The organism is Chitinophaga flava (assembly GCF_003308995.1).
Taxonomy (GTDB): Bacteria; Bacteroidota; Bacteroidia; order Chitinophagales; family Chitinophagaceae; genus Chitinophaga; species Chitinophaga flava.
Window position 1 is genome coordinate 2,876,951 of the sequence record NZ_QFFJ01000002.1, and the last position, 25,480, is coordinate 2,902,430.

The following is a 25,480-nucleotide window of genomic DNA, read 5'->3' on the forward strand; positions in this document are numbered from 1 at the left end:
CGTCGAATCACCCAACAATTTTAGCCCAGGACTTTAGTCCTGGGATTCGTAATTTAGAATAATGAAACACGCGCTGAAAAATATAATATGCGCTTTTGCGCTGGCTGCACTCGCTACAACAAGTGTTTTTGCGGCTACTAGCTCCTGGATTAGGATCAACCAGCTCGGTTATCTTCCCGGAGGCATTAAAGTGGCGGTATGGGGTAGTAAGGGCACGGTGGTACCGTCTGCTTTCCAGCTGGTGGATTCTGCGAGTGGCAGAGTGGTGTTTACGGCGGGGACGGGCAAGGCTTTCGGGCATTATGGCCCGTTTAACCAGACGGCACGGCTGGATTTCAGTACCTGGAAACGTTCCGGGACTTATTATCTGAAAGCGGGAGAGGCGAAGTCACCTTATTTTCGTATAGCCAATAACGTTTATGCGGGTACGGCAGACTTTGTGCTGCGTTATATGCGTCAGCAGCGTAGTTGGTTTAATCCTTTTTTGAAAGATTCATGTCATACCCATGACGGCTATACGTTGTATGGTCCTATGTCCGACAGTACGCATCTGGATGTGGCTGGTGGCTGGCATGATGCCAGTGATTACCTGCAATATTCTACTACGTCTGCTAATGCTACCTATCATTTACTGGCGGCGTATCGTGATTTCCCGCAGGTATTTGGTGATAACTATGAAGCCAATGGACTGGAGGGCAGCAACCAGGTGGCTGATGTACTGGATGAGGCCCGCTGGGGGCTCGACTGGTTATTGAAAATGCATCCGCGTGATACCTGGATGTTTAACCAGATCGCCGACGACCGCGACCATCATGGTATGCGGCTGCCTAAAGAAGATGATTTCTACGGCAGAGGATTGGAGCGGCCGGTATATTTCTGCTCTGGTCAACCACAGGTCAGAGGTAAATTCATGAATAAAACGACAGGCGTAGCCTCTACTGCAGGTAAGTTTGCCAGTGCTTTTGCACTTGGCTACCAGCTGCTCCGTAATAAGGACGCTGCTTATGCCGGCATCCTGCAACAGAAAGCTGTTACAGCCTATGCTATGGGGCTGAAACAACCCGGTGTCTGCCAGACGGCCTCTGTGCTTTCTCCCTATATCTATGCAGAAGATAACTGGGTAGATGATATGGAATTGGCTGCGGCTTCGTTATATCATATCGGTAAAAAAGATGTCTACCGGCAACAGGCGCTCGCCTATGCCGAACAGGAGAAGATTACACCCTGGCTGGGATCGGATACCGCCCATCATTACCAGTGGTATCCTTTCATCAACCTCGGACATTATGAACTGGCCAAACAGCTCAGTAACAAAGACAAACAAACCGTTACCGGATATTATAAAACGGGCATAGAAAAAGTATGGCAGAAAGCAAAAAACAATGCTTTCTATCGTTACATCCCTTTTATCTGGTGCAGTAATAACCTGACCACTTCATTTGCCATTCAGTGTTACTGGTACCGGCAGCTTACGGGTAGTAAGGCATTTGAAGCATTGGAACAGGCCAACTTCGACTGGCTGTTTGGCTGCAATCCATGGGGTACCAGTATGGTGTATGGCCTGCCGGCACAGGGTGATACTCCGGAGGATCCGCATTCTGCATTCACGCACCTGGGACATTATCCGATTGATGGAGGGCTGGTAGACGGTCCCGTATATACGAATATTTACAAGAACCTCATTGGTATTAAACTGTCCAAACCGGATGCCTACGCTGAATTTCAGAGCGATCTGGCTGTGTATCACGACGACTTCGGCGACTACAGCACCAATGAGCCTACTATGGACGGTACCGCTTCACTGGTTTATCTGCTGGCTGCTATGGATAACGAAGGACATAAAGCCGTTCCTGCTAAAAGGCCTGTTGCACCTTCTAAACCAGCGGTGCCTTCGGCATCTGCCGGCACCTACGCCCATGGCGCTATCATTCGCGGAAACACGCATCAAAAAACGCTCACACTTGTCTTTACCGGCGATGAGTTTGCTGATGGTGGAGCGGTGATACGACAGGTATTACAACACTATCGGGTGCCCGCCGCTTTTTTTCTGACCGGAAAATTTTATGGCAATCCGGCTTTTCAACCGCTGATCAAACAACTGCAGGCCGATGGACATTATCTCGGACCACATTCTGATCAGCATCCGCTGTACTGCGACTGGCAAAAACGTGACAGTCTGCTGATATCCCGGAAAGCCTTTCAGCAGGACCTTTCAGACAACTACCACAGAATGGAAACATTAGGTATTAAAAAAACGGCTGCTCCCTATTTTTTACCGCCCTACGAATGGTACAACGATACCATCGCGGAATGGACCCGGGAAGAAGGATTGCAATTGGTCAATTTCACACCCGGCACACGCTCCAACGCAGACTATACCACACCTGCCATGAATGGTTACCGAACTTCAGATCAGATCTATGACTCCATCATGCAGTATGAAGCAGCGCAACCTGCCGGGCTCAATGGTTTTATGCTGCTGATGCATATTGGTACTGATCCTGCCCGTACAGATAAATTCTATAATAAACTCGATATCCTCATCCGGTCGTTAAAAGATAAAGGATATCGTTTTGTGGGTATCAACGAATTACTTCAATAAAAACACTCATTGTCAGCTCGGTAAACTGATCATCCCAATTACCACTTCCTTCCCGTATTGTACGCCTGGTAAGCCACCGGGCTGATAGCTTCTTCAGCTTCCAGTGTCAGGTATTTTCTTATTTTTTCTCCTTCCTTATGTGGAAGATGCAGAAAGGTAAGAAACCGGTACGGCCTTTTACTGAAATTACCATGGTTGTCTTTTGTGATATTCAGTCCTATCCGCGGAACGGAAAATATAGTCGCCTCAATGACTCCGCGGCCAATAGATTGTTCTACCGGTACCAGTCCGAAGTGTAAAGGAGTATCCGCCCATACACTGCCAACATGCTGAAAAATTTCAGAACATACTTTTAAAGGGCCGGAGGTTGCGCTGTCTTTGGAGGGCACTTCGTGTCCGTTTGCTACGCTAGCAATGCCCTGTATCATGATGCCACCGGAAGCATGCTGGCTGGTGAGGGTGATGTCCATTCCGGAGCCATGGAAATTCCATTCACCGCAATTGCCGGACTGTTCATGTGTTAAGGCGTACGGATCGTTGTGTATCCTGCTGTTGTAATAAAACTCACAGTCCACGATCCGGTAGTAGTGATCTCTTACTTTCAAAAGATGCCTGTTCATCAGTGTTTCAGCGATATGCAAGAAGGATTCAAGGCAGGTGTTATCATTTTCATCATTAATATACAGTAAGTCTTGCATGTTTTTTTTCGGCGAAGAAAGGGATAACTTTCAATACCAACAAGGCTTTCAGCAAAGATGGATGTTGCAGGATGGAAGGATAAAAATTGATGTGATGATAGTGTTGTCTGACAGATATCCGGAGAATCGTGAGGAGTCAGGAATTATATTTTTAAAACAAAGAATTTTGATGGAGAGGGTATCGTCTCCCGTTGCAGGCCTGTCAATGGTTTCATAGAAAATTGGGTTGACAGCCAAAGCTGTCAACCCTGAGTTATCATGGATTCTGGTCTTCCGGATTGATTTTATCGTTGGCATCAATTTCTGTAATCGGTATTTGTATCAGCCATCGCGGATCATTGGCTGGAATGGTCAGCAGATAAGGATGGTTGCCGGTACGCACGAGGTCCTGCTGATAACGTTTCAGATCAAAGAAGTATACGCCGGATTCTCCGTACAATTCTTTACGGCGCTCCAGTAGTATCATCCTGATCAGGTTATCTTTCCCTATAGATACATCCGGCTTTACAGCGGAAGGATCACGCAGACTTTGTAGTGAGAACAACACATCAACAGATTCCTGAAGTTTGTTCTGTTGTGCCAGTGCTTCTGCTTCTATCAGATACATTTCGGCGGACCGCATCGTAATGATATCTCCGGTAATGGAGGTGGTGAGCCTCGACCGGTACTTACGGCTTCCCCAGGCCTTTGTGGGGGCTGCGGGATTGGCGCTATAGTCAACGAAGGTGGCTCTTCTTGCATCGGTGGTGCTGAACTTGCTGACAAAGTCGGCATTCACATAAATGTTGCGGTAGTATCCATTGGTCTGGTCCATGAAGCTGAACTGCGAATAATAGATGAGGCTCTGGTCTTCCGGTACGGGAAATCCCCATATCCATTCCTGGTTGCTGATGTCATTGAAACCGCCTGCATAGTTGCTGTTGGACATCAGTGGAAAACCGGTCCTTGCTGCCTGGGCATTGTCAATGGCTTTCTGCCAGAGGGAGTTATCAGCCATGGCCAGTTCCTGGTATACTTCAGCGAGGATACCCTGTGCTACGTTTTTGTTGATACGGAATTTACCGGCGCGGGCGGCGGGTAGTTTGTCTATAGCGGCAGTAAGGTCTGCCAGTATAAGCTGGTATACTGTTTTCAGGGATGCTCTGGGATTGCCCTTGCTGTCTTTGGAGGCCGGTTCTGTGTAGATGGGCACACCGGGTGCATCAGGATTTTTGGCGTAGGTAAACTGATAACATCTGGCCAGCCAGAAATAAGAATAGGCACGTATCGCCTGAGCTTCTGCTATCAGTGCTTCTTTCTCTGCCTGGGTGGCTCCTTTGATATCGGGTGTATATTTGATGACAGCATTGGCATTGTTGATGGTTTTGTAAAACATGTCCCAGATCTGCCGGGTACGGTTACCGGTTTGGATACGGCCGGCAGCTGCTTCCTCCCAGGAAGTTTCTACCCGCCACCAGGTGCGGTTGGCTTCAAAAATATCATTGCCTCTTACTTCAAAGAAAAACATGGTGGTCTGCAAGCCTCTGTTGGTGAGGTTGCCGGAGTTGTTGGGGCTGCCGCCATAGCCGTTGTAGTTCTCCGACCGGAATATCCAGTAGATGCCTGTTATGGCGCTTTCAGCGCCGGATTTGGTGGAGAAAACGATATTGTCCGTAAGATCACCATTTTCGGGACTGGGAGCGTTGAGAAACTCTTTCTTACAGGCTGTCAGGGCAAGCAGACAAAGTGTGGTTATGATGATAATGCGCGATTGTTTCATGATAAATGTTTTTAAAAGGTTACAGCCCTACGTTGATACCGATGGAGAATATTTTACTGGAAGTGGTGTTGTGGTTGCTGGCCTGTGCGTTGATATTAGCTTCAGGGTCGGCTCCTTTGGGGCCGCCAAAGAAGGTGAACGCGTTTTGCAAATCCGCAAAAACACGGGCGTTGCTGATGAAGGCCCGCTTCAGCAGTCTCTCGGGAAAACGGTATCCCAGCGTGATATTACGGATACGCATATAACTCAGGTCGTACAGGAAACGGCTGGAAGCAGCGTTGGCATTGTCGGTGGCGGTGCTCAGCCTGGGAGTCTTGCCATCGCCAGGATTGTCGGGACTTTGCCATCTGTTTAAAATATCAACGTTGGCATTGGTACCTGGACTGATCATACCACCCATTAATGAGGCATAGTTGCCATCATAGTATTTACCACCCAGCGCAAAGGTAGCCAGCACGGTAAAGTCGAAGTTGCCATACCGCAGCGTGTTGGTGATACCACCGGTATAGTCGGAGAGGCGATTAGCCAGTCGGTAACGGGTGGCTTCACTGTATTTTTTGGTGGTGGTTTTACTACCGGCATTGGCGGCATCGTCCTTGTACCACATGGGTTTGCCGTCTGCAGGGTCTACACCGGCATATTCCTGAATATACCATTCGTACCAGCTGCCTCCTACGATCTGGGTGGTGCCTGGGGCGATTTCGGTGATCACGTTTTTGAGTTTGGTCACGTTAAAGGATGTACGCCATTCCAGTTTTCCGTTTTGGATGTTAACGGTATTCAGCTCTATTTCAAAGCCATAGTTTTTAACACCGCCTATGTTGTCGCTGATAGCATTGATACCGGTGGAGTTGGGGAGTGGACGGTCAAACAACAGATTGGCGGACTTGCGGTTGAAATAAACAAACGACCCGCTGACACGGTCTTTCAGGATACTGAATTCCACGCCGAGGTCCAGCTGCTTCTGTGTTTCCCAGCTGAGATTGGGATTGGATACCGTATTGATGATAATGCCGCTGGCAGAGCCCATATTGGCGCCAGCGGAATAAGTGCCCAGGTAAGGGAAACTGCCGGGCAGTGACTGATTGCCGCTGGTACCATAGCTGGCTTTTAGTTTCAGCTGATTGAGCCAGGCGATATCTTCCATAAACACCTCCTTGTTGAGGTTCCAGGAAGCGCCGGCGGCATAAAAAAGGCCCCAGCGGGCATCTTTAGCAAAGCGGGTGGCGCCGTCTCTGCGGATGGACAGGCTCAGGTGATACTTATCGGCCAGGTCGTAGGCGGCCCGCGCAAAATAACTCTGGAGGCGGAATTTGTTTTTGATGCCTTCTGCGGTGGAGGTGGTGCCGTAACTGGGTTGTGTGGGATATGCATAGGTAAAGCCCGTACGCTGGGAGCTGGTGGTTTCAGTCACCTGCCGGAAAGCTTCCATACCGGCTACCAGATTGATATGATGCTCACCAAAGGTTTGGTCGTAGGTAAAGGCGTTGCTGAAGTTCTGCGCATACAGCAGCGTGATGGAGCGGTAGCTGAGACCTCCGCTGGTAGTGCCATCACCATAAAATGGATTCCAGAATACATTGTTGTCTACCTGGTTGTAGTCGATGGAGTACTGCGAACGGAAGGTAAGTCCTTTGAAAAGGTTTAGTCCCATATAGGCGTTGCCGTTAGCAGTCAACCTTTCATTGGTAATAGGGTTGATGCTGGTGGTGCCGGAAGGGTTCTGACCCGAGTTGAAAGGACGGTACTGTGCAGAGGGTCTGAGTACACCTTCTGTGGTGCTGTTGTTGCCGTAGTCGAATATTTTTTTGCCGTTGCCGTCCAGCAGAAAGTTGCCGTTGGCCGGATCACGCAGATAGACAGGATAGATGGGAGCGATGGTGCGGGCGAAACCAATTCCATTGGATGCGCCGCCATTACCCTGATAAGGGAAGTTCTGGTTGGAATAAGCCAGGCTGGAGTTAATGCCCACCTGCATCCATTTAATGGGCGTGGCATCTACCTTCACCCTGCCGGAATAACGTTTGAAGTCTGATTCCTTTTGTATGCCCTGGTCCTGGATATAACCACCAGACAGGTAATAACGAATCGTGTTCGCGGCATCACTGCCAGACACGTTCATGTTGATGTCGTGCCGGATGCCGGTACGGGTCATCTCGTCCATCCAGTTATCGTTCCACAGCAGTTGAGCATTGGGCAACACTTTGCCATCCAGTCCTACGGGCTGGGCTACGTTAAAGGGATTGTACACCAGGCGCGGCGCTACCTGTTTGCTGGCATAGGCTTCCGCACTGGGTACATTGTATTGCGTCAGCAGGGCGGGGTTATCACGCGCATCGTTGCGCAGGGCTTCCCAGGTCATTTCATAATACTGGGCTGGGCTAACGGTAGGATATTCTTTCACGGCTCTCCTGGAAAAACCGGTGAGTCCGGAGAGCTCAAAATGGCTTTTGCCTTTACCTTTTTTAGTGGTGACCTGTATAATACCATTGGCTGCACGGGAGCCATAGATAGAAGTAGAAGAGGCATCTTTGAGAACAGTAATGGTTTCCACATCAGCGGGATTGATACTGTTGATGCTGCCGGAATAGGGAGATCCATCGAGTAGTATCAGCGGGTCATTGCTGGCATTAAAGGAACCGATGCCGCGGATACGGATGGTAGGGTTTTCGCCCGGCTGTCCACTGGTATTAACGGCGAGTACGCCGCTGGCATTTCCCTGCAGTACACCGGTGATGGTGGACACCTGCAGGTCTTTGAACTTCTCATTGCTGATGACGGCTGCGGTGCCGGTAAAGGCCTGCTTCCGGGTATTGCCATAGGCGGTGATCACCACTTCACCAAGTTGTTTTTCTTTATTCTTCAGACGGATGATCAAACTGTCCTGTTGCCCTACCGTTATTTGTTGCGGATCATAACCGATGGCATAGAATTCAAGCGTGGCGCCAATGGGGACGGTTATTACAAAACGACCGTTATGGTCTGAGGGGACGGCTTTCGAGCCGTTGTGCTGCCGTACGGATACACCCGGTAATGGATGCCCGTCGTCTGCATCCCTGACGGTCCCTGACAGGTTTCTGATTTGGGCGTTGGCTAACGTGCATATACACACGAAAAATGCCAGCAGAAGTAAGCGTTTTCTGTTCATGTTGGTATGGATTTGTTAGGGAATACAGGATGATACACGGATTTATAAAGGCAAAAGGTTTCCCTGTATGACATCCGTCGGGACGTCATACCAATCATTGAGTCATGGTGTTCACTGGCCGTTCCTATGCGTTAAGGCAAAAAAACAGCTGTTCCCCCGCAAGGGAAGTAATACCGGTAAAGTAAATGCACGTGATGGTTTGCCGCCTGCTGCAGTGTATGTTGTACCACTGCACACAGGATGTACAATTATTGATTTTGATTGATGGTAATTGAATGCCTCGCTGTTGGCTCCTTTTATCTCATACTAAAAAACCTTGCATTGGATGCTACAGACATTTTATCAAATCAAGTATACATATTTTTATGTAGGTTGTATCCTGTAAGACAATATTTGTACGGATTAAGACAATAATGATTAATACCGGATTCTTTCAGTTTATTTTGCAGTATCATGGAAAGAAAACAGGAGATAGACGAACTACGTACATGCTTCCCCGTTGGCATCCGGCATGCGCAGATGCTGCTCAGCAAAACAAATGGTGATGTGGCTGCTGCAGCGGCTTTGTTTAAAGAGGAAACAACAGCAGTTGTCCTGAGCAAAACGGATGCTTCGCCTGAATTGGTGCAGCAGCAGCTGGAACAGCATCAGTATGATATTGCCAAAACACTGGCAGGCATAGAGGAGGCCCGTTTTACAATAACGGAAAGGATATTGCGTAAATACAAAAACGATCACGAGACAGCCCTTGATAAAATTTGTCTGGCTATTGAAGAAGCAGCGCAGCTGAAAAGAAACTACTGGTTGCCGCTGAATGAGCTGAAACAACAACTGCATCCCCATCCATATTGTCTGATGGTGGTGAGCGAGTGGTTGTCTTTTGAAGGTTGGGAAGGGTTTGATGTGGCCTGTAGTTTTTACCCCGCTGTTGTTGCAGAAGAGATAACGGCCACGCTGCAACTCCCGTTGGTGGCAGCTGCCATCCTGAAGACTGATGAAGCAGCCTTTCAGCAGCATAGAATGCAACTGATACCAAAACTGTATGCAATGGTGGTGCAACAGGTTACGCAGTTTCCCTGAGCAGCTCTATTTTATGGGTGATCACTTTTTTGTCGGCAGGGGAATGGCTTAATGCAAGCGCTTTCTTGAGGGAAGCAATGGCTACTTTGTTATCTATACCCGCATATAATTCGCCCAGCAGCAGATGATACATATAATGATCATTCAGCTCCAGCTTGCGGGCTTCCTTGATAGCAGCCTCTTTGCCGTTGGCACGGGAGAGGGCATAGGTCCTGTTGAGTGCGGCTACAGGAGAATACTCCAGTGTCAGCAGATGGTTATAGAGTTGCAGGATGTTTTCCCACTTCTCAGGAGTGTTTGCTTTGATGGTATGCCAGTAGGCAATGCCTGCTTCGAGATGGTATTTGGTAATAGTATTTCCTTTGGATGCCAACCCGAGAAAGTATTCTCCCTGCCCGATCAGATCATCATCCCACAGGCTGGTGTCCTGGTCGTCATATAAAATGGTGTCACCGCTGGCATCGGTCCGCGCTTCAAAGCGTGAAGCCTGGAAGCTCATCAGGGAAAGCAGCGCATTCACGGAAGGTGCGTTGGTGCTCTCATTTTCTGTCAGCAGGAAAGTGAGGCGCATGGCTTCCAGACAAAGTTCTTTACGCAGCGAATGATCATGGCTCACTGAAAAATAACCTTCGTTAAACAACAGATACAAGGTCCGGAGTACAGCGTCCAGCCGGCCGGGGATCTCAGCTTCACCCGGAAAGGAAATGCTGATCTGTTCTTCCCTTAGCTTCTCCTTAGCCCGCAATAAACGTTTGTTGATAGTGTCTTTACTGGTCAGAAACGCGTCTGCTATTTCATCGATGCCAAAACCACACAATACACGCAATGCCATCCCTATCTGCGATTCCACTGAAATAGCAGGATGGCATACAGCAAACATCATCTGAAGCTGACTGTCTTTGATGTTCTGAGCAGACAGATCTATGTCCGGTACTTCGCTGGTGGCGGCCCGGTTTAATTGTATGGCTACCTTTTCCTGAAATACCGCCTGATGCTTCAGATGGTTCTTTGCCTTGTTTTTGGCAACCGTGTACAGCCATGCCGCCGGGTTTTCCGGCAAACCCTTGATACCCCAGGTTTCGGAGGCCGCCAAAAAAGTGTCACTGGCAATATCCTCGGCAATATCCAGATGTTCAAATCCCAGTAGTTTACACAATACAGCGGTGATCTTGCTGTATTCCGTCCTGAACAGATGGGGGAGCAGTTCTTTTTCTTCCATAACAGAAAAGCCTATGTAATACTGCAATATTACATAGGCTTGTTGATTTTAAGCAGATGATTATAAAATACTGATTTCTCTTACTTCTACGTTACCACCCAGTTGCAGAATAGGGCATCCGCTGGCGAGTTCCACAGCTTCTTCCATGGAAGCAGCTTTCACCATGGTATAACCACCCAGCGCTTCTTTAATCTCTGTATAAGGACCGTCTGTTACTACGTTACCAGGTCTTAATACTTTACCATTTGGTTCCAGTCGGTTTCCACGGTCTGCGAGTTTGTTCTGTGCGGCAATGCTGCCAATCCAGTCCATCCACAATTTAGTAGTGGCCTGCATTTCTTCCGGTGAACGTTTTGGCAGTTTAGCGTTGTCATTTCTGAATAAAAACAAAAAATTCTTCATGGCTTTAAAATTAAAAGGTTATATCCAGATAACAACTACATGCAACAGAATAAGACAGGTTTTGGAGAAAGTTTTAAAAATTTCTCCAAAAAACTGAAAATCAGTGTTTTGAAGAATGTGTGAACTGCAGGGCTTCGCCATACTGTTTGCGGATTTCCCTTGTCAGTATCCAATCTCTCAGCAAATCAAAATACCCGGGTGACTGGCGGCCCAATGCCACCGGGCCTTCCGGCGTATCTTTCATTTCGATGATACCATGGTCTGCATGAGGGAAAATAACGAGGTCTATGTTTTTACGTGTTGCCAGATCTTTCTTCAAAGCGGCAATAGTGGCTTCATTGGGAGCTTCGGTGTCCTGGCCTGCAATCACCCATAACATCGGAACATTCACTTTTCGGAAGGCGGGCAGTGGATCGTAGTCCAGGGGGATGTCCACGGGGAAGATGGTTTTAATGGAGTCCAGTTGCTCCCTGCTGGCGTTAAGGATGATGCCGGTGTAATCGCCTTTCAGGTCCTTGTACCATTTCTCCTGGCGGTAGCGGGCTTTCAGGGCTGCGAGCTGTTCCTGGCCGCCAGTAAATTTTGTACGGAATACCTGGTCGGTTGCTTTTACCACTTCCATGGCCTGTGCTATCTCTTCTTTGCTGTAATGCTGCTGGTGTAAATCGTGCAGCACTTCCTGCCTGTTTTCTTCCCGGGGCGGTATCAGCAGGCTGTAGCTGGCGATGAGGAAATCTGTTTTTGTCAGTGAGGCGGTGAGCGGAACGATCCAGCCACCCTGACTTTCGCCCATCAGGCCCACGGGGAGGCCTTTTACAGCAGGCAGCTGCCGTACGGCCTTCACGACTTCGGCCATATCGGCGGCCAGCAGCTCAAAGTTGGCGCTCAGCCGGCCGCTAGATTTACCGGTGCCTCTTTTATCATATACCAGTACGGCAATATCACTCAAAGGCAACAGGTGCTGCAGGTAGTTGTAATATACAGCTGATTCCCCTCCTGAACCGAAATGTAATACCAGCACGGCACGTGGCTTATTGTTGGGAGGCAGGTGCAGCTCGCCGTAAAGGGTAGCCCCATGGCTGGTGAAATGTAAGGGTATAACTGGGAAGGATATACGTTTTCCGGTAGTGGTCTTTTCTTTTTCCCGCAGGGTGATTGTTCCGTCAGCGCAATTGCCGAAGCGGGCAAAAACATCCGGGTTTTTCGGGTTAGCCCATCCCGGCCCGGACTGATAGCTGCTGTCCGGCTGTCGGAACAGTCGGCCGCAAGTGCCGTCTGTACGGCGGTAGCGCAGGTCCGGCAGATAGGAGGGAGAGATGATCAGTTGGCTGCCATCACTCATAGCATAAGCACCGCTTTTACAGAAGGAGAGGCTGTCGGCTTCCTGAGCCTGGGCCCGGCCGGATGGCAGCCAGCTGCTAAGGAAGGCCGCCAGTAAAGGTAGATAGTAAGTTTTCATATAGTGGAAAGATAACTGTTACAGTTTGATTTCAAAAGTACTAAAGCCTCCATTCCGGTAATGTGCTGGCAAGCCCTCCGGATCTGGGATTTCTCTTACACCCATATAGGTGAACCCGCAGCTGACGTAGTAGTTGTTGAGCCGCTCATTACCACTGCCGGTGTCCAGCCGCAGATACTGGCGCTGATGTTGCCGCCCGTATGCCTTGGCCCACGCTACAATATGTTTCACAAACCCACGTCCATGATAATCCGGATGGGTGGCAATACGATGTATGTATAACGATGGCTCTTCGTCTTTCTCTCCCCATATCAACGGATCATTAAAAGTAGTGGCAAACACACATGCAATCCGTCCGTCCACTACCAGTTTCCATTGTCTGTTTTCCGCAATCTCCTTTTCTACCATCGCCCGGTCAAAACCTTGCCATACCCGGATAAAGCGGGATGCCTGGAATTTGGTGCCTTCATCATAAAGATGAAAAATGTCGTCTATGTCTGTACTGTGGCTGTTTAATATTTCCATTGAGATTTCTTTTTATCACTGTTTCCTCAAAATTATTTACTTTCAGGAAACTGTAACAGATACAGAAATTGAATATTTTAGTGTAACAGATGAAAGACTTTCAATACATCGATATCGCCAACAGGATAGAAACCCTGATTAACAATGATACTTACCCGTTGGGGGAGAAGCTGCCCTCATTGCGTGTGGTAAGCGATCATTTTAAAGTCAGCGTAGGTACTGCTTTAAAAGCCTATGCTTTGCTGACTGACAAAGGGCTGTTATCTGCCCGTGAGAAATCGGGTTATGTGGCCCTGCGTAAATCAGGTGCTCATGGACATCTCCCCGAAGCAGCCACCACAGCGCCTGCCGTCAGAGAGGTAAACGTCAGCCGTATCATCAGCAAAATGCCGGTAGATGCGGGACCATATCCGCCGGGGTTTATCTCTTTCTTCAACGCTTCGCTGGAAACACATATGATCCCGTTCAATGCCATCCGGCGCAGCCTGCAGAAAGCTTCCCGCGACCTTACCGGTCAGCACCTGCAATATGAATCTACTTATGGGAACCAGACTTTACGGGAACAGATAGCGCGGCTTTCCTTTTATTGGAATGGCGCCCTTGCTGCAGAGGATGTACTGGTGACCAATGGCGCCCTGGAGGGGCTGTGCCTGAGCCTGAGGGCCGTTACCCGGCCGGGTGATACGGTAGTGGTGGAATCGCCCTGTTATTACGGTATTCTGCAATGCCTCGAACAACTGGAGCTGAAAGTGATAGAGCTGCCTTGTGATTCGGAAGAAGGAATCAACCTGCAACAGCTGGAAGAAATTGTAGCACAATATGACATCGCTGCCTGCCTGTTTACGTCCAACTTCAACAACCCCAACGGTGTGGTGCTGTCTGATGAAAAAAAACGATGGATCGCAAACTTTGCCTGGAAGCAGCAACTGCCCGTTATTGAAGATGATGTGTACGGCGAATTGTATTTCGGCGCTACAAGGCCTACCACCATCAAAACCTATGATAAACATGGCTGGGTACTGTTCTGTGCCTCTTTTTCAAAAACGGTGGCATCCGGCTATCGTATAGGCTGGTGTGCACCGGGGCGGTTTATGGAGAAGGTGGCGCAGTTAAAAGCCACTACCAATGTGGCTACTGCTTCGGTATTACAACTGTCATTGGTAGATCTCCTTACCAGCGGCACCTATCAGCGGCATCTGCGGAAACTGCGGCCCCTGGTGCATCGGCAGGTATTGCTTACCACCCAGTGTATTGAGCAACATTTCCCGGAAGGTACCCGTATCAGTCATCCTGATGGAGGTATGGTATTATGGGTGGAACTGGACAAACGGATAGACGCTCTTAAGTTGCAGAAGATGGCACTGGACAGTCAGATTAATATCGCGCCGGGGCCATTATTCTCCAGTACCGGCGGCTTCCGTAACTATATCCGCATCAGCTGTAATAAAAACTGGAATAAAAATATAGAGCAGGCTATCCGTAAACTGGGTCGTCTCATCAAAACAATGATATAAAGAATACCCGCCCGCTATAAAAAATGGCGGTAGTCTGATCGGCGTATATGCCAGACCGTAGTCTGGTTATTGCTCTGGCTCGAAGTCGAGCGATACAGAGTTCATGCAGAATCTTTTGTGTGTCGGTGGAGGTCCATCGTCGAAGATATGCCCCAGGTGCGACTCACAGCGTCCACACATTACTTCAGTCCGGTGCATGCCATGGGAGTTGTCTTCCCGGTAAATAACACTGCCGGGACGGATAGCTTCAAAGAAGCTGGGCCATCCGCAGCTGCTGGCAAATTTGGCATCAGAACGGAAAAGGGCATTACCACATACGGCGCAGTAATAAGTCCCCTTCACATCACTATCCCAGTATTTACCGGAGAAAGGCCGTTCAGTAGCCTGTTCCCTGGCCACGGCGTATAACTCCGGTGGCAGGACTTTCTTCCATTCAGCATTGCTGACATGCAGTTTCTCGGTGTCTGTACGGGAATAGTATGGATTGGCGGATGCGGCGGTATTCATAGTCTGCGTTTTTTTCTGCTGACTCTGACAAGCAGAGCCGGTTATCAATATAGCCGATAAAGCTAATATAAAAGATACTGCTTTCATAACTATAACTATGATAGATCTGATGATCCATGATGCTCCTGATGAGCGTTTGATCAATGCGAATATAAAAAATTCGCCCTGGTTTTGTAACGATTTACTTGTAATAATAATGTTATTTAACGTAATTAATTAAGCATTAAAATAAATAAAATAAAAAAATATATGATCTTCACTTATCAGGAAGATTTGCATTATCATACCCATCACAGTTCAAGATTGCTTCAAATTTCTACCATAAATTAGCACTTTATCAATATTTTAAAACCATGCTGATCTTCGCACATCAGGAGCATCAGCATACATCAAAAGAACAACTTTCGGTATCACAGTTATGAAGGTGTTAGTTGTAGAAGATAATAAGGAAATAGCCAGCAGTATTCACGATTTTCTGGTAAGGGAAGGATATATCTGTGAGCTGGCATATTGTTTTGATGAGGCACAGGAGAAATTACTGCTGTATTCTTACGATTGTGTATTGCTGGATATTATGCTGCCCGATGGTAATGGGCTGGAGCTGCTGAAATTCATGAAAGAAAAGGGTATTCAGAGCGGCGTACTTATTATTTCGGCCAAAGATGCCATGGATGATAAGATCCGCGGCCTGGAAGGTGGGGGAGACGACTATATCACCAAACCATTTCACCTGCCAGAACTGCATGCCCGTCTCAGGGCTATCTATCGCCGTAAACAGCTGTCAGGCAGTAACATCGTCACTTTCAATGAGATCACGCTGAACACCGATACGCTGGAGGCAACCGTGCACGGCAGTCTGCTGGACATCACCCGCAAAGAGTTTGACCTGCTGTTGTATCTGGTGGTCAACAAAAACAGGGTCCTGTCCCGGCAGTCCATCGCCACGCATCTCTGGGGCGACTATACCGATAATTTGGCTAATTTTGACTTCGTATATCAGCATATTAAGAATCTTCGCAAGAAAATAAGCGCAGCGAACGGAGCAGATTATATAGATACGGTATACGGCCTTGGTTATAAATTTAATTCTTCCAAAACATGAAGCTGGTCGATAAGTTCACCTTGTGGTTTATCAGTGTGATCGTGATTACAACGCCTATCACTTCCTATATTTGTTTGAATAATATAGAGAAGAAGATTGATGATGTGGAAATAGCGCGGTTGAAAGCAGTGAACGAACATACTGCCGCCCGGTTGGGAAATGGCGTTGCACCCGGTCAGTTGAGGGATACCTCCCCAACCGTGGTAACACAGCTGGCAGCGCTACCCAATGATAGTGTGCTCATCAGAAAAGACCCCGACCCGGATGGTAACCGCCACAGCCTTGAAAGCAGGCTTACGGTCAACTCCTATTATACCGTCAACGGTAAACATTACGAGGTTTCCTCTTCCAATTATATTCCGGCTTCCCGTCAGATACTCAACGCCATTCTGGATACTGTGGCCTGGAAACTGCTGCTGATCGTCCTTTGTGTAGGTCTCTCCGCCCGTTTTCTGTCACAGCATATTCTGCATACGCTGCGGCAGACCATGAAAAAAATCCACGGCTTCGACCTGAAAAAGAAAATTGCCTTCCCGGAAACCAATACAGTGGAGTTCAAAGAACTCAACACGTTCCTGAAGAAAATGACAGACAAGGCCGTAGATGAATATACCGCTGTAAAGGAATTCAGTGAAAATGCCTCCCATGAGCTGCAAACACCACTGGCGGTGTTGAGGGGCAAGCTGGAACTACTCAGCGAATCAGATATTGATGAAGGTCAGGCAGCGCTGATAGCCGATATGCATCATGCTGTGGAGAAACTTTCCAAAATCAACCGCTCACTGATATTGTTGTCCAAGCTGGAAAATAATGAGTTTGTAGTTTCAGAGCATATCAAATTCTGCCGCGTGGCAAGAGATGTATTAGCTGCCTACGAAGACCGCCTGGAAATGAAGAACATTCAGGTGAAGCGGGATTTGGATAAAAACATCCTGCTGAAAATACATCCTGTACTGGCGGATATGCTCATGAATAATCTCCTGGGCAACGCTATCCGGCATAATATACAGGACGGTACCATCGAGCTCATTCTCACTCATAAAAAGCTGGTGATTAAAAATACGGGCTTGCCGCCGGAAACCCCGCCGGAAGAGCTGTTCGAACGTTTCCGTAAAAGCAACCAATGCAGCGAAAGCGTAGGGCTGGGGCTGGCTATCGTCAAACAGATCTGTGAGGTCTGCGACTTCCGCGTGTCCTACCACTACAAAGCGCCGTTACATATTCTACAGGTAGATTTCTGTCCGGATAGTGTGATCAATGAAGCGGCACAAGATAAATTTGAAGCGGCCGAAATGCAATCCGCATAAAAATATTCACTGGCCACCATATTTGTAGATGGTCTGAAAGTTAGTACAGGAGGGGCTTTTAACGGGCCCCTCCTTTCTTTTTTTGCTTTTTGGTAACAAAAGTTGACTACTTCAAAATTGCTTCAAAATGATGGAGTCATTTTGTATCCGGAATATCAACTTTAGTTATACCATGCTGCAAAATTCTCCCTACATGATTGGAAATAAACGATGGCTGATCCTGCTTTTGCTGGCCGGTGTGTTTGCAACACCCGCAAAAGCACAGCAGGTACTGACCCTCAAGGATGCTATACAAACGGCTGTAAATAATTATGGTACCATTAAGGCCAAATCCAGCTATGCAGCAGCTTCCAAAACGAGTGTGGAACAAGCCAAACGGGACTACCTCCCTAATCTGAACGTATCAGCGCAACAGAACTACGGTACCATCAACGGCCAGAACGGGCCACTGTACGGCTTTGGCGGATTAGGCGTTGCCTCTTCCGGTGCTGCTATGCCCGACCAGAACTGGAATGCCGCCTTCGGTAGTTTATACCTGACTAATATTAACTGGGACTTCTTTGCTTTTGGCCGCGCCAAGGAAAAGATCAAAACAGCCCAGGCGGTGGCCGACCGTGACAGCAAAGACTGGCACCAGGAAATCTTCCAGCACGAAGTGAAGGTGGCAGCTGCTTATTTAAATCTGGTAGCAGCACAGAAGCTGACACTGTCTTATCAGAAAAACCTGAGCAGGGCAGACACCTTCCGGCAGGTGGTAGTCACCCGCGTAAAAAACGGACTGAGTGCCGGTGTGGATTCCTCACAGGCCAATGCTGAAGTGTCCAGTGCAAAGATCGCACTCACCAGAGCCATCGACTTTGAACAGACACAATCCAATCTGCTGGCCCAGCTGATGGGTGTGCCTCCAGCCAGTTTCAGCCTCGATACCTTTTTTGTGTCCCGTGTGCCGGCATTCCTCAACGATACCACCGATGTACAAAACCATCCTCTGATGCAATGGTACAAAAGCCGTATCGCGCTGAGCGACGAACAATCCAAATACTACAAAACCTTCAGCTATCCTGTGTTTTCACTGGTGGGCGTGCTGCAGACAAGAGGCTCCGGTTTTGAGCAGGGATATGGTCCGCTGAAATCAGACGCCTATACGCAGGGATACTGGGATGGCGTAAAACCTACCCGCACCAATTATCTGATAGGCGTTGGCGTTACCTGGAACCTCACACAGCCGCTGCGTATCGCAAAGCAAGTGAGAGCACAGAAGCAGATCAGTACAGGGTTACAGGCAGAATACGATCTGACAGGGCAACAGCTGCGTGCTCAACTGCAACTGTCGGATACCAAAATTGCCAATGCCCTCGACAATTACCGGGAAGTGCCTGCACAGGTAAAAGCCGCATCAGACGCTTACCTGCAGAAATCTGTCCTCTACCGCAACGGACTTACCAATCTGGTAGATGTGACACAGGCGCTGTATGTGCTCATCAGAGCAGAAACAGACAGAGACATCGCCTACAGCAACGTGTGGCAGGCCCTGCTCCTGAAAGCTTCTGCCTCCGGTGATTTTAACCTGTTTCAAAAAGAACTCTAACGGTTGGATATAGGTGGCCGGCATATAATAACCGTCGGCCATAGACAAATGACATTTCATAAACAGATAGTATGAACCTTATTCGTTTCGCACTTCGTAAACCCATCACTATCCTGGTGATGGTGGCGGCACTGTTCTTCTTCGGTATCAAAGCGGTCACCACGATCAAAATTGATATCTTCCCGAAGCTGGACATGCCGGTGATTTATCTCTCGCATCCATTTGGTGGTTACACTGCCACCCAGATGGAATCTTTCTTCGGTAAACAATATATCAATATCCTGTTGTTTGTAAACGGGGTGAAAAGTGTGGAAACGAAGAACATACAAGGATTGACGCTGATCAAAATCAACTTCTATCCGGGTACCAACATGGCCCAGGCTGCTGCTGAGGTGAGCGCCTTTTCCAACCGTATCCAGGCCATCTTTCCACCTGGCTCCAATCCGCCTTTCATCATACGTTTCGACGCCTCCACCTTGCCGGTAGGACAACTGGTACTCAGCAGTGACAAACGCAGCAACAACGAACTGCTCGATATGGCCAACGTATACGTACGTTCGTCCTTTACCTCTATCCCCGGTCTGGTTGGTTCTACTCCCTTTGGTGGTAACCTGCGTACAGTCGTGATCAAGGCAGACCCGGAGCTGCTGCGCTCCCATAATATGACACCAGACCAGCTGGTAGAAGCCCTGCGCCTCAATAACCAGACCGCTCCCTCCGGGAACGTGCGCATTGGTAGCAAAAACTATATTACCCCCACCAATACCACTATCAAAAACATAAAGGATTTTGAAGATATTCCCTTATTTAAAAACGGAGTACAGAACCTGTACCTCCGTGATGTGGCCTCAGTAGAAGACGGTGCCGACGTGAGCACCAGCTATGCATTGATCAACGGCAAACGCTCTGTGTATATCAGCATCGCCAAAGCAGCCGATGCCTCTACCTGGGAAGTAGTACAGAATTTGAAAAAGGCAATGCCCAAAATACAAGCCCAGCTGCCCGAAGATGTGAAACTGAGCTACGAATTTGACCAGTCCACCTATGTGATCAATTCCGTGAAAAGCCTGTTGTCTGAGGGTGTGATCGGCGCGATCCTCACCGGTTTAATGGTGTTGTTGTTCCTTGGAGATGCCCGCGGCGCGCTGATCGTTATCCTCACCATCCCTACGTCCATCATCTCCGGTATCCTCTTCCTGAGCCTCTTTGGTCAAACGATCAATATCATGACCCTGAGCGGCCTGGCACTGGCCATCGGTATTCTGGTAGATGAAAGTACCGTGACGATCGAAAATATCCACCAGCACCTGGACCTCGGCAAACCCAAGTCCCTGGCCATCTGGGATGCTTGTAAGGAGATCGCTTTCCCTAAACTGCTCATTCTCTTCTGTATCCTGGCCGTATTTGCGCCTGCCTTTACCATGGGCGGCATACCCGGCTCTCTGTTCCTGCCACTGGCACTGGCTATCGGTTTCAGCATGGTCGTGTCTTATTTCCTGGCACAAACTTTTGTACCGGTGATGGCCAACTGGATCATGAAAACCAAACACCACAAAAAGAAAGACGGTTCTGTAATGACCGACCAGGAAGAGTTTGCAGCCGGTGGCCTTACCGCCGAAGGAGAAGGCAATACCTGGGGCCAGAAAAAAGCTTTGGTGGAAAGGGAAGACAGCAACCGTGACGGAAAAATCAGCCGTTTCGAAAGGATACGTGCCCGTTACCTCCGCTTTATAGATCGCATGATGCCTTACCGAAAAGTAATCGTAACCGCTTACCTGCTCATCGTCGGACTGATCGTAGTTTTCCAGATGGGCCTCATCGGAAGGGACGTACTGCCTAAAGTAAATGGTGGCCAGTTCCAGGTAAGGCTGCGCCAGCCGGATGGTACCCGCATCGAGGAAACAGAGAAAAAAACGATAGAGGTAGTCAATGCGGTCAACGATATCGTTGGTAAAGAAAATGTGTCCATCACCTCCGCATTTGTGGGTACACACCCGCAGCTGTTCTCTACGGCACCTATCTTCCTCTGGATGGCAGGCCCTCATGAATCAGTAGTGCAGGTGGCCTTAAAAGAAGATTATCATACCAATCTCGACGAGCTGAAAGATAAGATCAGAGACCGGGTAAATAAGATAGACCCTGTCATGAAACTCTCTTTCGAACCCATCGAGCTGACCGATAAAATATTGAGCCAGGGCTCACCTACACCTATCGAGGTACGTTTTGCCGGAAGAAATAAAAAGGTGAACGAAGAGTACGCAAGGAAAATGGTGGCGAAGCTGAAGGAGATCCCTTACCTGCGTGATGTACAGCTTGGGCAGTCTGTTAACTACCCCGCGCTCAACATCAATATCGACAGGGTAAGGGCGGCACAGCTGGGTGTAGACGTAGGGGACGTGTCCCGCTCACTCATTGCCAGCACATCCTCTTCCAGGCTGACAGAAAAAAATATCTGGGTAGATGAAAAAGCCGGACTGAGCTACAACGTACAGGTACAGGTGCCGGAAAATAAACTGGCTTCTCAAAATGACATAGGAGAGATACCTTTGCTGAAGAATTCATCCAGACCTATTCTGAGCGATGTGGCTTCTATCAGTCCTGAAACCACCTATGGAGAAAATGACAACCTGGGCGCCCTGCCGATACTAACGGTAACGGCTAATCTGAATAAAAAAGACCTGGGTGATGCATCTAAAGATGTGCAGAAAGCCATTAACTCCCTGGGTGAGTTGCCACGTGGGCTAAATGTTGAGCTGATCGGGTTGAGCAGTACGCTCGGTGATACCCTGGGCAGTTTGCAGAGTGGTCTGATGGTAGCGGTAGTAGTGATATTCCTGATGCTGGCGGCCAACTTCCAGTCGTTTAAAGTATCTGCGATCGTATTGGCCACTGTGCCGGCTGTACTGCTGGGGTCTTTATCACTGCTGATGATGACCGGTTCTACGCTGAACCTGCAATCCTACATGGGTATGATCATGTCGGTAGGGGTATCTATCTCCAATGCCGTACTGTTGATCACCAATGCAGAGCAGATCAGGAAGACCAACGGTAATGCGCTGGTATCGGCCAAAGAAGCGGCTGCACTGCGTATGCGTCCTATTGCGATGACAGCATTGGCCATGGTGGTAGGTATGATCCCGATGGCCAGTGGGCTGGGTGAAGCCGGCGACCAGTCATCACCACTGGGTCGTGCTGTAGTAGGAGGGCTGATTGCCTCTACTTTCGCAGCCCTGTTTATTTTACCGCTGGCATTTGCCTGGGGACAGGGAAAAGCCACTACACAAAGTGTTTCGCTTGATCCGGAAGATGAAGAAAGTATACATTTTATTCCCATGAAAGCATAACCGGAAAAGCAGTCAGTATAAATAATACCATGAGAATCACAGGAAATAAAAATCGTTTTATGAAACCAGCATCAAAATTTGCCCTCATATTTTTATCCGTTGGCGTGTCTGCTGCCGCCCTGCAAAGCTGTGGCTCTTCAGAGGCCAGGGATGACAAGGAGCACAAGGAAGGAGCTGCAGCTGCCGCTCCGGCCCTGGAAGCCTTCACCCTGCAACAGGGACAACTGTCATCTTCAATAAAAATTCCAGGTGAATTGGTGGCTTTCCAACGGGTAGACCTATACGCTAAAGTGAGCAGCTTCGTCAGAAAATTATATGTAGATGTAGGTAGTGAAGTGAAGGCTGGCCAGCTGCTGGTGACCATGGAAGCACCCGAGCTGAACTCCCAGCTCTCCGGAGCTGAGTCCAGACTCAAATCCCAGGAAGCTATCTACCTGTCTAGCAAAGCTACATACGACCGTTTGCTGGAGACCAGCAAAACCCCCGGTACCGTTTCACAGAACGACCTCGATATCGCTTTCGCCAAACAGAAGTCAGACCTGGCACAGCTGGAGGCGGCCAAAGCATCTTACCGCGAAGTGGGAGATACCCGAAACTACCTGGAGATCAGAGCGCCGTTCAATGGTGTTATCAGCAAAAGAAATGTGAGTGCCGGCGCTTATGTGGGCCCTGCGGGTAAAGGCTCTGATATGCCGATATTCACCCTGCAGGAGCAGAAAAAACTCCGTCTGGTGGTAAGCATCCCTGAAGCATACAATAGTTATCTCAGTCATAGCAGTGAAGTGAAATTCACTACCAAGTCCCTGCCAAACGACGTGTTTACCGCCAAAGTGAGCAGGCTGTCCGGTGCCCTCGATGAAAGACTGCGTTCTCAGAGTATCGAGATGGACGTGACCAACGAAGAGAAAAAACTGCTGCCCGGTATGGTAGCTGAAGTAGCGATCCCGCTCACCGGCAGCGACAAGGCTTTTGTAGTGCCTTCCAAAGCAGTGCTCAATTCCACCCAGGGCGTATATGTGATCAAGGTAGTGAATAGCAAAGCCGTATGGGTGCCGGTAAAAACAGGCCGCAAGGCAGATGATCAGACCGAAGTATTTGGCGACCTATCCATCAATGATACCGTCATTAAAATAGCCAGTGAGGAAATCAGAGACAGTTCAGTTATCAAACATATCAACGTGACAGGCATTAAATAACAGCCCGGAACTTACACTGGTATATTTTATCAGCCCTCATGCAGTTGCATGGGGGCTTTTTTATGACTGAAAAGCAGGCCGTAAATACGAAAGGGCAAGATCCTGGCGCAGTTGCTGCATGAATAGGGATAATTTTGTATCGGCATCCAGCGTCAGTATTTGATCACAACAGTATTCATCTAACTTGTATGTTTCATAATAATGCAGGATGGCATTCGAGTAACAGGTGATGTAAATAAGACAATCAGGATGAATACGGCGGATCATATGTGTAGCCCTGTTGATAATACCAAAATCTCCTTTTCGGTTATGACAATGGAGTATTACAAAATCTGGCATCTGGTCCTGAAACAATGACTCGAAATCGTCCGTTACCTCGATGATGGTAGCTTGTATTCCTCTTTCCTTCATATGATTTGAGATGAGTTCATTGATTCTGTCTCCTATTCCGATCATTCCTTTCAGGGACGTGATCATCCATTTATTGAATAACCGTTGTTTTCTTTTGGCTAACAACATGCGGAAGAGGTCAGGAGGGGCAGGATTCTCCGAAAAGCCTTCCAGTGCAAAATCGTATAACGCTTTTGGAATCTCTCTGTATAACGTCAGATCAGGATTGGAAGGGAAGCGGTGTATCATGATCGTACAGCCGGGCTGGTATATCCGGAGGGCCGATGTCATTTTTCTGAGCCTCCGGAGTTGTCTCCATGACTGATCATTGCACTCCAGTATTGCCAGGTCGAACCGACCGGAAGGACATTGTTGGATGATGTTACGATGAGACTGGAACAGATGAAGGTCCTGCTGTTTTTTTTCGATAAAATAACTGATATAAGGACCTGGATTTTTACCAGGATAAAAACAAAGGATACGCATGTTATAAATGGCTTTGCTCCAGCGATTGGCGCATTTGGTGAACAGACCTGCTAATACCTTTGCTCAGTAGGTCCTGGTCGGCTGAAATGAGGTTAATAGCATCCAGTAAATCTTCCGGATTATATTCCATAGATGATTCAAGCGTGAGCATGATGTTAAGCAGGCTGCTTTTTACAATATGAGCATGACCACCATAGGGCGTACTGTCAAAATAGTGCCTGGAGCCGGAATAGGTGTTGATGAGTTCCTCCCGGAGCTGGTACAGGGCAGATAGTTTTCTGCTTCTGCTCATGTTATGGGAAGTGTAAATGTATACCCGCAACTGGTCCTTGATGCGTTGTACAATAGATATATACTGCCGCAGGGTTTCGTCTAATTGATTGATGTGGGTTGTACTGGTGTTTAAAATGTAAGTACTTACCAGTTTGTTTTTTTCGCTTTTCTCCTGTCGTTCTATGGTTTTCCGTTTACTCAACGTTTTAAAGACAGTTGTGAAAATGGAAGTTGTGCTATTGATAGCTGTTGTACATAACTTTAATAGGTCCATATGCTATTTTTAATGGCCGGCGACAAATAATTTCATTCTGTTTATTTCCTCACGGACATAGGGTATGGCTGCTAATAAAGCAGATTGTATGTTATAGAAATCGGTAACCGCTGTATCGGTATCCTGAAATATAAGTTTGGTTTCCAGTTGCTGAATCTGGTGAGAAAGCGGTAGTAGTCCTACCATACTCGGGTTGGGGTCCAGTTTGTGCAGATGGAACCTCACCCGGTCCCAGTTTGCAGCCTCCACATGCAGGCTGATACTGATTAAATCAGGAGCGGTTATCTCACAGAATATTTCAAATAAGCCTATCGCGTATGAAATGTTGTTCTCATATAGTTCCTGTAAAAAGTCATTATCGAAGTATTCGCTGAACTGAAAAACAGGGTCCTTATCCATGGATGATCATATTGTAAAAGCAATATGCATTTTGATCGGAAAAGATCTGTTTATGACATCCTAATTTATCCGTATTAACAAATAATGATTATATTTATTCTTAATGTGATTTTAATTATTTTAAATGACTTATCTTAGGACTCCAAAGCAATAGGATGTTATTTGACTAAACCATTTCTTTACTATGACCAGATATTTGTCTTAACCC

At 48.0% G+C, this 25,480-nt stretch carries 19 protein-coding genes; 8 read left to right on the forward strand and 11 right to left on the reverse strand.

All coding sequences use genetic code 11. The features are described from left to right. Window positions 1-61: 61 nt before the first annotated feature. Complete coding sequence (locus DF182_RS27320; protein WP_113618930.1) at window positions 62-2,602, forward strand: glycoside hydrolase family 9 protein; 2,541 nt, start codon at window positions 62-64, stop codon at window positions 2,600-2,602. A 38-nt stretch (window positions 2,603-2,640) separates the two neighbouring features. On the opposite strand, the gene DF182_RS27325 is transcribed toward DF182_RS27320, so the two are convergent. The 3 genes from DF182_RS27325 to DF182_RS27340 all read right to left on the reverse strand — a co-directional run bounded on the left by DF182_RS27325 (window position 2,641) and on the right by DF182_RS27340 (window position 8,207). Beyond that, on the reverse strand, window positions 2,641-3,300 hold the full coding sequence (locus DF182_RS27325; RefSeq protein ID WP_113618931.1) for a hypothetical protein: 660 nt from the start codon (window positions 3,298-3,300) through the stop codon (window positions 2,641-2,643). A gap of 256 nt (window positions 3,301-3,556) precedes the next feature. Continuing rightward, a complete protein-coding gene (locus tag DF182_RS27335; protein WP_113618933.1) occupies window positions 3,557-5,059 on the reverse strand; it encodes a RagB/SusD family nutrient uptake outer membrane protein in 1,503 nt (500 codons plus the stop codon). Window positions 5,060-5,078: 19 nt separating this feature from the next. Then, on the reverse strand, window positions 5,079-8,207 hold the full coding sequence (locus DF182_RS27340; RefSeq protein ID WP_113618934.1) for a SusC/RagA family TonB-linked outer membrane protein: 3,129 nt from the start codon (window positions 8,205-8,207) through the stop codon (window positions 5,079-5,081). A gap of 453 nt (window positions 8,208-8,660) precedes the next feature. Between DF182_RS27340 and DF182_RS27345 the strand changes: the two genes are divergently transcribed. Next, window positions 8,661-9,287: a hypothetical protein gene (locus tag DF182_RS27345; RefSeq protein ID WP_113618935.1), complete on the forward strand. Its 627-nt coding sequence runs from the start codon at window positions 8,661-8,663 to the stop codon at window positions 9,285-9,287. On the opposite strand, the gene DF182_RS27350 is transcribed toward DF182_RS27345, so the two are convergent. The 4 genes from DF182_RS27350 to DF182_RS27365 form a co-directional block, all read right to left on the reverse strand. Next, on the reverse strand, window positions 9,271-10,506 hold the full coding sequence (locus tag DF182_RS27350; protein ID WP_113619746.1) for an RNA polymerase sigma factor: 1,236 nt from the start codon (window positions 10,504-10,506) through the stop codon (window positions 9,271-9,273). The two genes, DF182_RS27345 and DF182_RS27350, sit on opposite strands and share 17 nt — an antisense overlap. A 60-nt stretch (window positions 10,507-10,566) precedes the next feature. Beyond that, on the reverse strand, window positions 10,567-10,908 hold the full coding sequence (locus DF182_RS27355; RefSeq protein ID WP_113618936.1) for a YciI family protein: 342 nt from the start codon (window positions 10,906-10,908) through the stop codon (window positions 10,567-10,569). Window positions 10,909-11,008: 100 nt separating this feature from the next. Further along, window positions 11,009-12,367 carry an alpha/beta hydrolase gene (locus DF182_RS27360; protein WP_113618937.1) on the reverse strand — a complete coding sequence of 453 codons (1,359 nt, stop codon included), beginning with the start codon at window positions 12,365-12,367 and terminating at the stop codon, window positions 11,009-11,011. 18 nt (window positions 12,368-12,385) lie between these two features. Then, the gene (locus DF182_RS27365) at window positions 12,386-12,892 is read right to left on the reverse strand and encodes a GNAT family N-acetyltransferase (protein ID WP_113618938.1); all 507 of its coding nucleotides are present in this window, start codon (window positions 12,890-12,892) and stop codon (window positions 12,386-12,388) included. 89 nt (window positions 12,893-12,981) lie between these two features. Here DF182_RS27365 and DF182_RS27370 point away from each other — a divergent pair, with 89 nt between their 5' ends. After that, window positions 12,982-14,406 carry an aminotransferase-like domain-containing protein gene (locus DF182_RS27370; RefSeq protein WP_113618939.1) on the forward strand — a complete coding sequence of 475 codons (1,425 nt, stop codon included), beginning with the start codon at window positions 12,982-12,984 and terminating at the stop codon, window positions 14,404-14,406. Between the two features lie 66 nt (window positions 14,407-14,472). Here DF182_RS27370 and msrB read toward each other — a convergent pair whose 3' ends face one another. Further along, complete coding sequence (msrB, locus tag DF182_RS27375) at window positions 14,473-14,913, reverse strand: peptide-methionine (R)-S-oxide reductase MsrB (protein ID WP_161964285.1); 441 nt, start codon at window positions 14,911-14,913, stop codon at window positions 14,473-14,475. Window positions 14,914-15,331: 418 nt separating this feature from the next. Here msrB and DF182_RS27380 point away from each other — a divergent pair, with 418 nt between their 5' ends. From DF182_RS27380 to DF182_RS27400, 5 genes are all read left to right on the forward strand, one after another. Next, a complete protein-coding gene (locus tag DF182_RS27380; protein WP_113618941.1) occupies window positions 15,332-16,015 on the forward strand; it encodes a response regulator transcription factor in 684 nt (227 codons plus the stop codon). Beyond that, complete coding sequence (locus DF182_RS27385; protein ID WP_113618942.1) at window positions 16,012-17,322, forward strand: sensor histidine kinase; 1,311 nt, start codon at window positions 16,012-16,014, stop codon at window positions 17,320-17,322. Before DF182_RS27380 ends, DF182_RS27385 begins: the two co-directional genes overlap by 4 nt. Window positions 17,323-17,449: 127 nt before the next feature. After that, window positions 17,450-18,910, forward strand: coding sequence for a TolC family protein (locus DF182_RS27390; protein ID WP_245957574.1), 1,461 nt, complete (start codon window positions 17,450-17,452; stop codon window positions 18,908-18,910). Between the two features lie 71 nt (window positions 18,911-18,981). Then, a complete protein-coding gene (locus tag DF182_RS27395; protein WP_113618943.1) occupies window positions 18,982-22,254 on the forward strand; it encodes an efflux RND transporter permease subunit in 3,273 nt (1,090 codons plus the stop codon). Window positions 22,255-22,313: 59 nt separating this feature from the next. Beyond that, window positions 22,314-23,450, forward strand: coding sequence for an efflux RND transporter periplasmic adaptor subunit (locus tag DF182_RS27400; RefSeq protein WP_113618944.1), 1,137 nt, complete (start codon window positions 22,314-22,316; stop codon window positions 23,448-23,450). Between the two features lie 60 nt (window positions 23,451-23,510). On the opposite strand, the gene DF182_RS27405 is transcribed toward DF182_RS27400, so the two are convergent. Genes DF182_RS27405 through DF182_RS27415 form a run of 3 tightly spaced genes read right to left on the reverse strand, consistent with a single transcriptional unit; the run spans window position 23,511 to window position 25,272 of the window. Further along, the gene (locus tag DF182_RS27405) at window positions 23,511-24,326 is read right to left on the reverse strand and encodes a hypothetical protein (protein ID WP_113618945.1); all 816 of its coding nucleotides are present in this window, start codon (window positions 24,324-24,326) and stop codon (window positions 23,511-23,513) included. 1 nt (window position 24,327) lies between these two features. Beyond that, on the reverse strand, window positions 24,328-24,873 hold the full coding sequence (locus DF182_RS27410) for a hypothetical protein (protein ID WP_113618946.1): 546 nt from the start codon (window positions 24,871-24,873) through the stop codon (window positions 24,328-24,330). Window positions 24,874-24,882: 9 nt separating this feature from the next. Continuing rightward, on the reverse strand, window positions 24,883-25,272 hold the full coding sequence (locus DF182_RS27415) for a hypothetical protein (protein WP_113618947.1): 390 nt from the start codon (window positions 25,270-25,272) through the stop codon (window positions 24,883-24,885). Window positions 25,273-25,480 lie beyond the last annotated feature (208 nt).

Bases quoted from the DNA above. Each gene is read 5' to 3' on its own strand.
- DF182_RS27320 (WP_113618930.1), top strand. From the start codon at position 62: ATGAAACACGCGCTGAAAAATATAATATGCGCTTTTGCGCTGGCTGCA.
- DF182_RS27325 (WP_113618931.1), bottom strand. From the start codon at position 3,300: ATGCAAGACTTACTGTATATTAATGATGAAAATGATAACACCTGCCTT.
- DF182_RS27335 (WP_113618933.1), bottom strand. From the start codon at position 5,059: ATGAAACAATCGCGCATTATCATCATAACCACACTTTGTCTGCTTGCC.
- DF182_RS27340 (WP_113618934.1), bottom strand. From the start codon at position 8,207: ATGAACAGAAAACGCTTACTTCTGCTGGCATTTTTCGTGTGTATATGC.
- DF182_RS27345 (WP_113618935.1), top strand. From the start codon at position 8,661: ATGGAAAGAAAACAGGAGATAGACGAACTACGTACATGCTTCCCCGTT.
- DF182_RS27350 (WP_113619746.1), bottom strand. From the start codon at position 10,506: ATGGAAGAAAAAGAACTGCTCCCCCATCTGTTCAGGACGGAATACAGC.
- DF182_RS27355 (WP_113618936.1), bottom strand. From the start codon at position 10,908: ATGAAGAATTTTTTGTTTTTATTCAGAAATGACAACGCTAAACTGCCA.
- DF182_RS27360 (WP_113618937.1), bottom strand. From the start codon at position 12,367: ATGAAAACTTACTATCTACCTTTACTGGCGGCCTTCCTTAGCAGCTGG.
- DF182_RS27365 (WP_113618938.1), bottom strand. From the start codon at position 12,892: ATGGAAATATTAAACAGCCACAGTACAGACATAGACGACATTTTTCAT.
- DF182_RS27370 (WP_113618939.1), top strand. From the start codon at position 12,982: ATGAAAGACTTTCAATACATCGATATCGCCAACAGGATAGAAACCCTG.
- msrB (WP_161964285.1), bottom strand. From the start codon at position 14,913: ATGAATACCGCCGCATCCGCCAATCCATACTATTCCCGTACAGACACC.
- DF182_RS27380 (WP_113618941.1), top strand. From the start codon at position 15,332: ATGAAGGTGTTAGTTGTAGAAGATAATAAGGAAATAGCCAGCAGTATT.
- DF182_RS27385 (WP_113618942.1), top strand. From the start codon at position 16,012: ATGAAGCTGGTCGATAAGTTCACCTTGTGGTTTATCAGTGTGATCGTG.
- DF182_RS27390 (WP_245957574.1), top strand. From the start codon at position 17,450: ATGATGGAGTCATTTTGTATCCGGAATATCAACTTTAGTTATACCATG.
- DF182_RS27395 (WP_113618943.1), top strand. From the start codon at position 18,982: ATGAACCTTATTCGTTTCGCACTTCGTAAACCCATCACTATCCTGGTG.
- DF182_RS27400 (WP_113618944.1), top strand. From the start codon at position 22,314: ATGAAACCAGCATCAAAATTTGCCCTCATATTTTTATCCGTTGGCGTG.
- DF182_RS27405 (WP_113618945.1), bottom strand. From the start codon at position 24,326: ATGCGTATCCTTTGTTTTTATCCTGGTAAAAATCCAGGTCCTTATATC.
- DF182_RS27410 (WP_113618946.1), bottom strand. From the start codon at position 24,873: ATGGACCTATTAAAGTTATGTACAACAGCTATCAATAGCACAACTTCC.
- DF182_RS27415 (WP_113618947.1), bottom strand. From the start codon at position 25,272: ATGGATAAGGACCCTGTTTTTCAGTTCAGCGAATACTTCGATAATGAC.